The 12,632-nt window shown below is 48.4% G+C and carries 11 protein-coding genes and 1 rRNA gene; 1 reads left to right on the forward strand and 11 read right to left on the reverse strand.

Translation table 11 applies throughout. The features are described 5' to 3' along the window. Positions 1-92 precede the first annotated feature (92 nt). Positions 93-1,928: an ATP-binding protein gene (locus tag I8U17_RS07445; RefSeq protein WP_033100708.1), complete on the reverse strand. Its 1,836-nt coding sequence runs from the start codon at positions 1,926-1,928 to the stop codon at positions 93-95. A gap of 36 nt (positions 1,929-1,964) precedes the next feature. Then, complete coding sequence (locus tag I8U17_RS07450) at positions 1,965-2,915, reverse strand: DNA double-strand break repair nuclease NurA (RefSeq protein ID WP_033100709.1); 951 nt, start codon at positions 2,913-2,915, stop codon at positions 1,965-1,967. A 393-nt stretch (positions 2,916-3,308) separates the two neighbouring features. Here I8U17_RS07450 and I8U17_RS07455 point away from each other — a divergent pair, with 393 nt between their 5' ends. Beyond that, positions 3,309-3,581, forward strand: coding sequence for an AbrB/MazE/SpoVT family DNA-binding domain-containing protein (locus I8U17_RS07455; protein WP_033100710.1), 273 nt, complete (start codon positions 3,309-3,311; stop codon positions 3,579-3,581). Between the two features lie 314 nt (positions 3,582-3,895). Here the strand turns inward: I8U17_RS07455 and nagE are convergent, their stop codons facing one another. From nagE to rrf, 9 genes are all read right to left on the reverse strand, one after another. Beyond that, complete coding sequence (gene nagE, locus I8U17_RS07460; RefSeq protein WP_198056028.1) at positions 3,896-5,356, reverse strand: N-acetylglucosamine-specific PTS transporter subunit IIBC; 1,461 nt, start codon at positions 5,354-5,356, stop codon at positions 3,896-3,898. 184 nt (positions 5,357-5,540) lie between these two features. After that, positions 5,541-6,413, reverse strand: coding sequence for a 16S rRNA (cytidine(1402)-2'-O)-methyltransferase (gene rsmI, locus I8U17_RS07465; protein ID WP_033100711.1), 873 nt, complete (start codon positions 6,411-6,413; stop codon positions 5,541-5,543). Then, positions 6,404-6,673, reverse strand: coding sequence for a GIY-YIG nuclease family protein (locus tag I8U17_RS07470; RefSeq protein ID WP_033100712.1), 270 nt, complete (start codon positions 6,671-6,673; stop codon positions 6,404-6,406). The genes rsmI and I8U17_RS07470 overlap by 10 nt, the downstream gene beginning before the upstream one ends. 97 nt (positions 6,674-6,770) lie before the next feature. Beyond that, a complete protein-coding gene (locus I8U17_RS07475) occupies positions 6,771-7,130 on the reverse strand; it encodes an initiation-control protein YabA (RefSeq protein WP_033100713.1) in 360 nt (119 codons plus the stop codon). Between the two features lie 51 nt (positions 7,131-7,181). Further along, positions 7,182-8,012: a PSP1 domain-containing protein gene (locus tag I8U17_RS07480; RefSeq protein ID WP_033100714.1), complete on the reverse strand. Its 831-nt coding sequence runs from the start codon at positions 8,010-8,012 to the stop codon at positions 7,182-7,184. Positions 8,013-8,342: 330 nt separating this feature from the next. Further along, on the reverse strand, positions 8,343-8,972 hold the full coding sequence (gene tmk / locus I8U17_RS07485; protein ID WP_033100716.1) for a dTMP kinase: 630 nt from the start codon (positions 8,970-8,972) through the stop codon (positions 8,343-8,345). 33 nt (positions 8,973-9,005) lie between these two features. Continuing rightward, positions 9,006-10,418 (reverse strand): aminotransferase class I/II-fold pyridoxal phosphate-dependent enzyme, encoded by a 1,413-nt coding sequence (locus tag I8U17_RS07490; protein WP_232330966.1) that lies wholly within the window; start codon positions 10,416-10,418, stop codon positions 9,006-9,008. Positions 10,419-10,964: 546 nt separating this feature from the next. Further along, entirely contained in the window at positions 10,965-11,168 is a 204-nt protein-coding gene (locus I8U17_RS07495) for a sigma factor G inhibitor Gin (RefSeq protein ID WP_198059213.1), read from the reverse strand. A 1,383-nt stretch (positions 11,169-12,551) separates the two neighbouring features. After that, positions 12,552-12,632: ribosomal RNA gene (rrf, locus tag I8U17_RS07500) — 5S ribosomal RNA — on the reverse strand; the annotation flags it as partial.

Consider the following 12,632-nt stretch of genomic DNA (forward strand, 5'->3'; position numbering starts at 1 on the left):
AATAGTCAAAAACGGTTGAAAAGTAAAAGCGGCGCCTCTGCCAAGCTGCTTCTCTCCATAGCTTTTCCAGCGAAAAAACCGGATAAACCTCCCTATCTCTTATCATAGCGCACGGCGAACGGAGTTGCATGCTTTGACAGCTTTCCCTCAAGGGTTAAACGTTCCAGTTCCTGTTTCAGGCGATGCACATCCCAGCTTAACCCGCAGGCACGATTGATCTGGGCAACCGCTCCGACCAGATCGGTATCAAAAAGAGGGAGCAACCCGGCCAGGACGCCCAGCAATTGATCATCCTGTTTCTCGGCAAATTGCTTGAGTTCATCAAAAGGATTGGACAAATGCGGGCTTTGTGTATAAGCGCAGCGGATGCGAATAAAGATCGTACGTCCAAACACGGCCGAGGAAACAAACGTATCTCCGGAGCGCAGATAGGGAAGCCGTTTCCCTTCTTCCGGCGTCAAATCCGTTTCTTCCCGCAACGTGGCAATATCGGTTCCCCGCACAGTGCGGAAAACAAATTTGGTATTCAACTGCGCAGTAATCGTCTCATCCAAAAGCGTTGGTCGCTGCGTGGCGAGAAAGAGAAACACTCCGTATTTTCTTCCCTCTTGGGCAATCTCTTTCAAGATCGCTTTCGCCGGAGATTCGAGCGCCTTGGGAGCAAAATTGTGCGCTTCATCCGTCACGACGATAAACGGCGGAAAAAATTTCGCTTCCTCCCCGTTCATGCGGGCATCTTTATATTCGCGGCGCTTCCGGTACAAGGAGCCGATCACATAGGTGGCAAACACTTGCAAAACCCATGTGCTCCCCTGAATCACCACCAATTTCCCCTGTTCGAGGCCTCGTTCGATCGCCCGGATATCCTGTTGGAACAATCCCGCCCTGTCAAGCCGCTGCAAACGCCAATGGACCCCTTTGACAGAGGAGAGCGGCAATGTTCCATACTGCGCCAACAGCTGCTTCAAGTCGTGGATGCGCTGCACATCGGTCGGAGTTAAATCCGCATTGTTCAACTGCCGTTCCAGCCCCTGTTTTCCCTCCTCCAACGCCTGCACCAGATTATTGATGCGGTCACTGAAGGAAGCAAAGGAATCACGCTTCCGATGGAGCATCTGGATCACATTCACCATCGCGTCAGACAGTTGGCTACCGGCAGCGCCCAAAAGTTCGGTCACATCGCGCGTCGACAGATCGGAAAAGGAAATACCCACTTCTTGCCCGATTTGCACGGCGATAAAGCGATCGGTAAAATCGTCCCCTCCTTCCACTCCCGGAACGCGGTCACGAAAATCCATCTCAAAATGCGGATCAAAAACCAGTGTCGGGATGCGCAATTTCATGAGTTCTTCCAGCATCACGCGCAAGCCGAACGACTTCCCCGACCCCGAACCGCCAAAAATGCCGACATGGGGATATTGCTGCATCGTTTTGATATCAAAGATAAAGGGAACGCCCCGCTGCTCCCTGAGCGCTCCTTGTTCCATGATCATCACCCGGTTTCGCAAATCGGGGGTAATCGTTTCCGACATCGATTCGGTTCCGCGAATTTCACCGAGCAGCATCCCCTCTGACGGCGTTGTCTTCACCAGCAGATCGCGCACTTCGGCAAATTCCGGCAAACGGACGGAACAGCCGGTGCGAACGGGATGCGGCGCCTCTTCATATAAGCGCAATTTGGCCAGATTGATTTCATCGGATTCGATATCATATCCGATTTGTTCCAGGGAACGGATCACCTGGGCATCCACCAGGGACTTGTCCAGACCCATCGGGATCAAGCGGTTGTAGGATAAAGTTTCCACCACTTCCCCCCGCGGATTATTCAGGGCATTGTCTTCAATAACCAAAATCTCATTGATGCGAAATTTACGCTCCCGCGACACGATATATACTTCCTGCTGTGTTGTGACCCCAACGACCTGCATTCTCATCTCTCCCTTTCCATCGCGTATTTTGTCCCGTCAAATCATGCGTTCACTCCGCTTTACGGCCAGCAGGCGATGACGCAGATCAGCGTCGATATACTTCTCAACCATCGTCTCGACCAAAGGGTTGGTCACCCGCACCTGGTTATCGACAATATCCAGCCAAAAAGGAATGCCCCGGCCCTGTTCCGGCGTCAGGCTGTAAATCAACCGCGCCAGAGCCAGCCGCTCTTCCCGTTGGGACATCAGCCCGTCCAAACCAATCGGCTGGGGACTTTTCGACGAGCGAAAGGCCATTTTCCACATTCCGCTTCCGGCCGGACTCCACTCCTCCCATTCAAACGCTTCTCCCACATTTAACACGCCATAGAGCAAATCGCGATCAGACCAGGCGGGAAATTCCGGAAACAGTTCCTTGACCAGCCGGCGCGTGCTGATTTCTTCGGCCGCGCCCACGATCAGAATTCCCCGATCCTCGGCGATCCTGGCCAATTTCTCCCACTCTTCCGCATCATCGATATAAAAATGCAGAAGTGACCCGTCCATGATCACCACCCGCGCTTCCCACTCCCGCATCGCCTCACCAGCCACCCTCATTTCCAGCGCCGATAAAATCGCTCCCCGTTTTCGGGCCTCCCGGGCAGCTTGTCCCTCTTCTTCCTCCTCTTCAAGCAGCGGGGTGTATACATCTGCAGCCCACTTTTCTTCGCCCAGCGTTCCTTTTGCCAACGCTTGAAATACAGATAAAGTCCGGGTTTGCGAGCCGCGGGTGGAGTTGACGGAACCATCGACTCCGATCACGGATCTCCCCTGTAGCCAATCCCGCATTTCTCCGTCTTCCCATTTTTCAATCCGGTAAAATGATCCAACTTCACGCAGGCGGGCGCGGATTTTCTCTTTGTCGAACGCAGTCGACGGATAGATTTCACGCAGGGAATCATTTAATTTTTTCAGTTTCCATTTTAACTCCTCCGATACGGGCAGCATGTCTTTTCCTCCTTTGGTCCTTCATTGTCAAGAATCTGCCATCTAATAATCCCGAGTTTTCTTACCCTATTTTTTCAGATTATGATAAAGAAAGGAAAGGTATTTTTGGAAAAACAGTCTCATTTAAGCCCGGAACCGACACAGAATAAACTTAAGATAAAAATAATATTTATATATTAAATGTTTCATGCTGATAAAATAAACTTTTTTTGACTAAGAAATAACTATTCTTTTACATGATTAAGGAATTTTCTATAAAAATCCTCTAATTATATTGACTGTTATGGGAATGGTTGGTATGATGAGTTTGACGTCGATGTCGAAATTTGACGTCAATTTAAAGATAAAAACAAAACCCAAAACCAAAATCAAAACTGAGAGGGGATTCCGGATATGTTGAAATCTACTGGTATTGTTCGCAAAGTTGACGAACTCGGCCGCGTTGTCATTCCAATCGAATTACGCCGAACGTTGGGAATTGGTGAAAAAGATGCTCTGGAAATCTATGTAGACGGAGAACGCATTGTTCTGAAAAAATATGAACCGGCTTGCATCTTCACCGGCGAAGTGGATGAAACGATCCGCTACAAGAACAAAGTCGTGAGCAAAAAATGCATTGAAGAAATGTACCAACTGATCCACGGTGAAAAAGTGACGGTAGAATAAAGTTAAATCTGCCAAAATCTTCATTTACCATTATCTCATGCATCCGCCTTTTTTCCTATAGATGAAACACGTTATTCCCAGCATCATCCGCAACACTTACGCACTTAATGAGGATACATATTACCTGCATGGGAAGTGGCGAGGAAGAACTTTGAAAATATTGTGTCAACCATATTGCCGTTTTATCAGGCGGAGATTTACGAAACGCCTGCTTCAGCAAACGCAAGCAGGAAGTCATCCTTCCTTGGAGATTTTGATATGCCGGCACAGAGTAAAGCGGTTGCCCTTCGTTCACGGGCAACCGCTTTCTTTTTTTACTCCTTTTCGGGTTTTTCCGCTTCCTCCGCCTTCTCCTGTTTGGCTATTTCCAATATGCGTTCCTTCAATAGTTCAGATTTTGTGCCAAACACAGCCTGAAAATTGCCCGGCCCCACCTGTATCACACCGGAAGCCCCCAATTTTCGCAATTGGTCGCGATCCAGCTTTTCTTCATTCTTCAAAGTCATGCGCAGGCGGGTGATACAAGCATCCAGATGTTCGATATTTTCCTTTCCGCCGATGGCCTCGAGAACCTGGCGCGCCAGTTCATCCTCTCCTCCTCCGGCTCGTTTCCCCTTTTCTTCCGCTGCATTTGCCGTTTCATCCTCTTCATCTTCACGTCCGGGTGTCTTCAGGTTAAAGATGCGGATCATGAAGCGGAACAGGACGTAGTACAGCACAGCATAAATCACGCCGATGACCAACAACAGCAACGGCTTGGTAGCCAGATTGTAGTTGAGAATATAGTCAATCGCCCCTGCCGAGAAGGTAAAACCGTGGCGGATTCCCAGCAGATCGACAACCGCCATGGAGACCCCGGTCAGAATGGCGTGCACCACATATAAAATCGGCGCCACAAACATGAACGAAAACTCGATCGGTTCGGTAACCCCGGTCAAAAAGGCAGTGAGAGCCGCGCTCACCAGCACACCGTACACTTTTTGGCGCTGGGACGGCCGGGCTTCATGCAACATGGCAAAACACGCAGCCGGCAAGGCAAACATCATGATCGGGAACATCCCGGCCATGAAGATTCCCGCAGTCGGGTCCCCATGCAAAAACCGGTTCATGTCTCCCGTAACCCCGTGATACGATCCGACATTAAACCAGACAATCGTGTTAACAATATGGTGAAGCCCAAAAGGAATCAGCAAACGATTCAAAATCCCGTAGACAAAGACTCCGACGGCACCCGCACCGATCAACCAGTTTCCGGCACTATTAATCCAGTCTTGAACAGTCGGCCAAATGAATAAGAAAATAATACCTACCCATACCATCACAAAAGAGGTAATGATCGGAACAAAGCGTTTTCCGCCAAAAAACTGCAACCAGTCGGGCAGTTTAATTTTGTGGTACCGGCGATAAAGCACTGCTGCGATGGCCCCGGAAATGATCCCACCGAGAACTCCGGTATCCAGTTTCATCGTCTTGGTGCTTCCCAGATCGACCACCTGGCTTAACACCAGATATCCAACGAGAGCTGCCAGTGCCGCGGCACCCGCCTCTTCCGCCAATCCGATGGCCACCCCGACTGCAAACAGGACGGGCATATGGTCCGTAATCGCACTCGCACCACGGGTCAGAATTTCGCCTACATAATAAATAATACTTCCTTTGGCGAAGTATTTCGGGTCGGACAATAACGCGCCCAGGCGGAGCAAAATCCCCGCGGCCGGCAACACGGCGATCGGAAGCATCAATGATTTTCCGATGCGCTGCAATGACCCTAAAATACCCCCTCCTCGTCGTTTGCTCAAACTCTTACACCTCCGTTAGTCTATTTCCAGCCTGTCTGCCGCGACTTTGGACATCCAAACACATACTTTTATTATACATAGAAAGTTAATTTTCCTGTCATATTTTTTATATTGACTGAGGATAATACCTGGATGACAAAATGCCTTCTTTCAGGCAAATTCAGTTCCGGTGATAGGTATTATAAACCTCTCGCTTGGGCAGGGAACGATCTTTCGCCGTTTGGGCGATCGCCTCTTTTTTTGACATCCCCTTTTTTATATAAATCTCGACATGATCTTCAATCGCAAGTGATTCCCACCATGCTTCCTCTTGAGATTCCTCTTCTTCCTGAAGATCTCCGGATACGACAATCGTATATTCCCCGCGGGCTCCATGCTCCTTTAAGTAATCCAAACAGCGGTCAATGTCTCCGCGCAGCCATTCCTCATGCTTTTTGGTCAATTCCCGGCAGATGGCCAAACGTCGGTTGCCCATCACTTGCCGAAGATCGGCCAGCATCTCGGTGATCCGGTGCGGAGATTCATAAAACAGCAGGGTGGCCGGGGTCCTGGCCCAGCGTTGCAACTGCGCCCGTCTCTCTTTAGTTGACCGCGGCAAAAAGCCGATGAACAGAAAAGGTTGGGTCGGCAATCCTGAAGCAACGAGCGCAGCCAGAGCGGCATTCGGGCCGGGGATCGGAACCACCGGAATCTGATGTTGGACGGCATCCCGAACCAATTCTTCTCCCGGATCGGAAATTCCGGGCATCCCCGCATCGCTGACCAGGGCTATTTTCTTCCCTTCCAAAAGCTGATTGAGCAGTTGGGCTCCGCGTTCTCTTTTATTATGTTCATGGTAACTGATCAATTCCGTATGAAACTGAAAAACCTGGAGCAACTTTCGCGTATGCCGTGTATCTTCAGCTGCAATCAGGTCGACTTCACTCAGGATCTCCAACGCTCTCGGACTCATATCCTGCAAATTGCCGATCGGCGTTCCGACGACATAGAGAATACCTCTTTTTTCTTCGGCAAAACTCTTGATCACGTGCATCGCTCGGTTCCCCTTTCTGCGATTAATCTCCATTTTTCCTTCCGTGACATCTTTTTAATCTCATGCTCCCGTTTCAGGGCCCACGATTTGCTCGTGCCCGCTTCATAATACCGCAGAACCACCGGTAAGCGGGCGCGTGTATATTTGGCCCCTTTTCCGAGACGATGCATTCGCAACCGCCGCTCCAAATGATTAGTCATCCCTGTGTATAATGTACCGTCCCGACACTCCAGTATGTAAACATAATAGGAATCAGCCATTTTCTTCCTCCATTTGGGCAAAGAAAAAACGCCGGCTTCCGGCACCGGACGGGTCTGGTGGTTACACCATACTCGAATTGGTACCACTTTGCCAGCGTCATTCTTCCTTGGATGATTTATTGAGAAAGGCGATACAAAACAGGCAATCTCCCTCTCCGCGCAACCGACCATAATGAACATTGCATATATGAAACCCTTCTTCATATAAATCTGCGAGATGATGAACCCCTTTACCTGCGGCTTCTTCTTTTGGTGGAAGCGTCTTTTCTTCTGTTTCGCCTGAAGGTGAAGAGAACCTGGCTTCCAGCTCTTTCAGCCGTTGGTTCTCCATCATTAATCGGGTATTATCTTCGATTAGTCCGACAATCTGTTCTTTCAGCCCGGCTAATTCCTTATACAGTTCACCGATTCGCTCTTCAACGCGAGCGACCTGCTCAAAGATAGCTTCTTTGTCCAAGCCCCCCCACCTCGTTTATCACCAAAAGCGGTTAATATTCGTGGTTTCCGGTCATTTATAGCTTCCGCTCGTCTGCGGAGACTCTGTCAGTTTGATCTCTTCCAAAGAATGTTCCACCAACGCCCCCGTTTGAAACAGTTCCACTTGCACCCGCCGCTCCAAGAGGTTCAACAAAACCACTTTTCCATCTCCGTTCGGCGTCAACACATTCTCACCGAGATCGGGCAAAATTTGCTTCGCTTCATCATAAAGGTCGTTTTCATATTTCAAACAGCACATTAACCGGCCGCAAAGCCCGGAGATTTTAGCCGGATTCAGGGATAGATTCTGATCTTTTGCCATTTTAATCGAAACAGGCTCAAAGTCTCCCAAAAAAGACGAACAGCAAAGAATCCGTCCGCACGGGCCAATTCCGCCCAACATTTTTGCTTCATCCCGTACCCCGATCTGCCTGAGCTCGATACGGGTCCGAAAAACCGCAGCCAAGTCGCGAACCAATTCGCGGAAATCGACACGTCCATCCGCGGTGAAATAAAAGATGATTTTATTGCGGTCAAACGTGTATTCTGCATCAACCAACTTCATTTCTAAACCATGTGTTTGGATTTTTTCATGACAAATGGATAAGGCCGCTTTTGCTGCCTGGCGATTTTCTTCCATTTGTTCAGTATCTCCATCCGTGGCAATCCGTAATACCTTTTTAAGGGGCAGTACCACTTCATCCTCCTTGACAAAACGGATTCCCGTCACCACATGGCCGTATTCAACTCCCCGCACCGTTTCCACGATGACATGGTCCCCGCGTTGCACTTGTAAATCGGCAGGGTCAAAAAAATATATCTTACCCGCTTGTCGAAAGCGAACTCCAATCACTCTTAGCACTTACAGCGTCCCTCCTCTACCGCCCAACCTATTTTCCGAGTACGGCCAGAGGTTGCATCGTATCAGCCTGTCGCTGACGAAAAGCGATGATCTCTTTTTTGTTCCATCCAAGAAATATTGATGCTTGCCGGTTTTGTTTGAATACACGCCTCCCAATTTATTCAAAATAAACCCGTTTGGATCATCTGATCTATCCGTCAATTTGTTCATTGATTCTCACAGGATTCTGTTAAAGAATCTCATATACCATTCTATCATTCACAGTAAAAATTGAGCAAACATCTCATTAAGTAAGAGCTGGAAATTCGTCCCGACAGCATCATTCTCCCGTCAATCTTTCACCAAGTTGAGGATGTCTTCGGCCAGCTGCCCGAATATCTCTTCTTTGCTCAAGCATGCATCCAGCTTGCGATAACGTTCGGGGGCGCTTTGCGCCAAAGAGAGAAACCCTTCACGAACCCGTTCATGGAATAATTTCTCTTTCAATTCCATCCGATCCTTCTTTCCGCCGCGATTCTTCATCCGGCTCTGGCTCATTTCCACGGGCAAATCAAGCAAATATGTACGATCAGGTTTCAGGCCGCCGGTTGCCCATTCGTTAATCTGAATAACCTCCTGAAGATCCCACTGCGCCCCGTAACCCTGATAAGCAATGCTGGAATCAACATAACGGTCGCATAAAACAATCTTGCCTTGCTCCAGCGCGGGGCGAATCACTTGATCCACCAGTTGGGCCCGGGAGGCAGCGTACAGCAGAATTTCGGTTCGCGGCCTCATATCGGAAAATTCCGTGCTCAATAAAATCTGACGAATTCCGTCTCCAATCGGTGTACCACCCGGCTCACGCACTGTGATGCATTCTTTTCCCTTCAGCCGCAAATAATCCTCGAGCAGTCGGATTTGTGTCGTTTTTCCGGCCCCTTCCGGCCCTTCAAACGTAATAAACCTACCTTTTCCCATCCTTGTCGTACCTCCTCACTTCGCCGTCAAGATTTAAAGGAGCACCTCCACCGCCGGTGTGTCGGAAGAACGAATACCGCGCACGTTTCCTCCACGCCGGATCACATCGCACAAAAAGTGAAGAACCTCTTCACGCAATTCCTCTCCAGGTAACACAAGAGGAATCCCTGGCGGATACGGAGTGATCATTTCTGTCACAATCTCACCCGCGGCACTGGCCAAAGGAATCCAGCGCCTTTTTCTCCGCCTCAGTTCATCGAACTCCACCTTCGCCTGGGTATGTATGGAGAAGCTCGGTAAATTGAAAGAAGGTTCCTTGGGAAAATGGGAAATTTCCCTGTCCAGCCGCCTGAGAACCTGCTCAAGCCTGCTCAGCTCGCTTTCTGTTGTTCCAGGCGAAAAAACAAACAACACTTTTCGGTGGTCAGCCAACTCAGCATAAATTCCCTGTTTATTTAACCAATCGGCCATGGCATAGCCGGACACTCCTGGATCGGCAACTAAAGTCAATTTTAACGGATCATGAGGGCTGAGAACAGAAACCTCATGTATAAAAGAACCGTTTTTTATATTTCCCCGGAAATGATCCAGGGCAATTAACAAACGTTCCAATTCTTCCTTTCCCTTCGTGGCGATCCATCGTCTGGCCAAGTCAAGAGAAGCCATCAACGGATAAGAAGGGCTGCTTGATTCGATCATGCGAAGCCAGCGCATGATATCCGCGATATTTACTCTTTCTCCTTGAGCGTGCAGCATTGAGGACATCGTCATGGAGGTGAGCAATTTGTGCGTGGACTGAATGGAAACATCGGCTCCTTGGTCGATGGCCGACAGCGGGAGACGCGGGTGAAATCCAAAGTGGGCTCCATGTGCTTCATCGACAACCAGCGGAATTTGATGTGCATGGCAAATCTCTGCGATTTCGCGCACATTCTGGACAACTCCAAAATAGGACGGACTGGTAATCACCACCCCTTTGGCCTGTGGGTACTGACGGATCATCTGTTGAACCGTATCCGGGGAAATCGGGATCTCCATTCCGTTTTGGTCAAATTCGCATGGCAGATAGCGCTGTTTTGCCCCGGCCATCATACATCCGTGAAACACAGATTGATGGCAATTGCGCTGAATAATAATCTCTTCTCCCGGACGACAGAGGTGAAGAATGGTCGCTAAAATGCCGGCGGTGGTTCCTCCCACCAGAAAAAGAGTATGTTCTGCCCTGAATGCTGCAGACGCCAACTGCTGCGCTTCCAAAATCGCTCCTTGCGGATGGTGTAAGTCATCCAGTTCCCCCACCTCTGTTAAATCCAATTGCAAAACGGATGCAAACCATTTCTTTCCGGCATCATCAAATGCCTGACCTTGTTTATGACCGGGAACATGAAAATTGCCCGTCGAACGGTTGATATGCCTTATCAAAGCATCAAACAACGGCGCCTTCATCTGATCCACTTTCGCGCCACCTCCTTCCTATTTATATAAAACAATTCATGGCAAATGGGCAAGCAAAGTTAAAGTACGCCCTCACTCAAATCCGCAAGCAGCTTCTTGAAGAATAGAGAAATCCTTTCTGTCACAGAGGGATCATTTTCCGTGGTCCGCTTGGGTTTGCAACCACCCACCCAAATAAAAAAGCCGGCCCCTGGAACATTGTCCGACAGCCGGATAACGGATGAGGTGAGCGGATGGTGAACAGAATCCCCTGTCTTTTCTGTCAAGATGAAACCAAGTCAAATTGGAGAGATTTAGCGCTCCCCGTTTTCAGGAAATATGGTTTGAAAAAATCCGTCTCTGTGATGATCATCGCAACTTCTTGAAGGAAACCGATGTCCCGGTATCTGAATTGCGCTGCTCGAAAGGGCAGGGAACAAAACCACGCAGCACAAATATCCGCGACAGGCAAATGAATCGCCCTTTACCCATCCTCTCTCGCGAGGATTCGCTTGTTTTCGCCAGACGGCAACAGAGGCTTCACCTCTCAGTAAAAAGTTAAGGTGCTTCATATAATGTTTTTCCCTGATGATTCCAAAATACCCTTAAACGCCAAACATAGTAGCCATAACGCAGATCATCAACGGTACTGCGCGCCAACTCTCTTTCACAGAGGGTACAGATATATTGATCCAATAAAGGTAACATTTCATCGCGAACCTGGTCACAAATGATACAGTGATAGGGCTGCTTATTCTCCATCTCAATCGCCCGCCTTTCCCTTTTGTTCACATCATTTCCAAAAGGGCAATGATTTAAACAATAAACAATGACCAATAGCCCTGTTTTTTGAGGAAAATTCATTATGGTTGCTGTCAGGGATGTGTTGATGTTTTGCATGGTATTGCTCCAATTCCGGTTGCCCGGGCCGCTTCTTGTGTGGAGAAAGCTTAGCGAATAAAATTCATTGCTTCCATTTTTCAGGGATTTCATCAACAAAATTTTGTCCGTCTGTGAGTGGATGATTACCGACACAAACAATTCCAGCGGCAGGCGACTGCATCGAAAAGCAACCAAACTCCCCTGCTTCAACGCACTTCAGGCGAAAATGACAGTCATGAAACTCCGCTGAAGTCAACCTTAGATCCGGTCGGTCAGTGGGGCACCTCTACCCTGGCAATTTTGTTTACTTCTGATCCACTGTATATACCGTAAAGAGATAAACATTTTCCAAGAAGAAGGATATCTCCTGTCGGGAGGTGGCACAGTTCTTGTTCAGGCATTCCTTTCCTTAACCGGATTTCCCTGATAAACCATCTCCCGTTTTCTATAACCTGTCAAACATCCTACTCCCTATGCTTATTCATCACCCTATTAGAATATTTTCGTCATTTGCGTAACAGGCTAAATGAAAAAGGAGGAAATCTGATGCTTACTCCAAGATGGATTGTCATTTTCATTTTTGCTATTTTTATTCCTCTAAATGCACTGCTCAGAAGCTATTTACGTATTAAATATGAAAACACAAGATCCAAAACAAAGTAGAAAACAAGTGATGCTCTGCTGTCTCCCAGCCAATCCTCGGCACATGCTTCTTGATCTTTTCTTTCTTTTATCCTTCCATTTTAGTAGAAAAATGCTAACCGTTTCCCAACTACACTACCACGGAACCCTAAACGCTAACAAAGACTCCTGGTCGCAGTGAACGTCGGTATCGTATCGTCGAAGCGATCCATAGTAGAAGCAGTTCACAGCGTCTTCCTTGAATAAAACCAATATTTTTGAATGAGACCAATATTTTCAGCTAAATTGAGTTGTCTCAGCTCAATCGCGATTAAAAATTAAATCTGTAATTTCCTTAAGCCGGATTCCAAACCAGATTCCCCAAGCCTGGTAAAATTGTACTTTGGAGAAGCGATTTCCCGCCCCTATAACTTGTATCCCATTTGGAGGAATCCGCAAATCTGAGGAGAACATCGGGGAACATCCTCAGGATTTCCGCGAGGATTCCCGACGGAGTGAATGAAATACGCTCAAAAACAGATGGCGATGGGAAAGGATGGAGAAGGAGGATGAATCGAAGGAAATAAAAATAACAAAGACAACAATGAAAAAGCCACCTCGTTGGAGGTGGCTTGTATCTTTGCCTGGCAACGACCTACTCTCCCAGGGGTGAACCCCAAGTACCATCGGCGCTGGAGGGCTTAACTTCCGTGTTCGGGATGG

It is taken from the genome of Thermoactinomyces sp. CICC 10521, assembly GCF_016055135.1.
GTDB classification, from domain to species: Bacteria; Bacillota; Bacilli; order Thermoactinomycetales; family Thermoactinomycetaceae; genus Thermoactinomyces_A; species Thermoactinomyces_A daqus.

Excerpts from the sequence above, each read along its gene's own strand:
- I8U17_RS07470 (WP_033100712.1), bottom strand. The coding sequence starts at position 6,673 with ATGGCTGATTCCTATTATGTTTACATACTGGAGTGTCGGGACGGTACA.
- I8U17_RS07445 (WP_033100708.1), bottom strand. The coding sequence starts at position 1,928 with ATGCAGGTCGTTGGGGTCACAACACAGCAGGAAGTATATATCGTGTCG.
- I8U17_RS07495 (WP_198059213.1), bottom strand. The coding sequence starts at position 11,168 with ATGGAGAATAAGCAGCCCTATCACTGTATCATTTGTGACCAGGTTCGC.
- I8U17_RS07450 (WP_033100709.1), bottom strand. The coding sequence starts at position 2,915 with ATGCTGCCCGTATCGGAGGAGTTAAAATGGAAACTGAAAAAATTAAAT.
- I8U17_RS07490 (WP_232330966.1), bottom strand. The coding sequence starts at position 10,418 with ATGAAGGCGCCGTTGTTTGATGCTTTGATAAGGCATATCAACCGTTCG.
- rsmI (WP_033100711.1), bottom strand. The coding sequence starts at position 6,413 with ATGCACGTGATCAAGAGTTTTGCCGAAGAAAAAAGAGGTATTCTCTAT.
- tmk (WP_033100716.1), bottom strand. The coding sequence starts at position 8,972 with ATGGGAAAAGGTAGGTTTATTACGTTTGAAGGGCCGGAAGGGGCCGGA.
- I8U17_RS07455 (WP_033100710.1), top strand. The coding sequence starts at position 3,309 with ATGTTGAAATCTACTGGTATTGTTCGCAAAGTTGACGAACTCGGCCGC.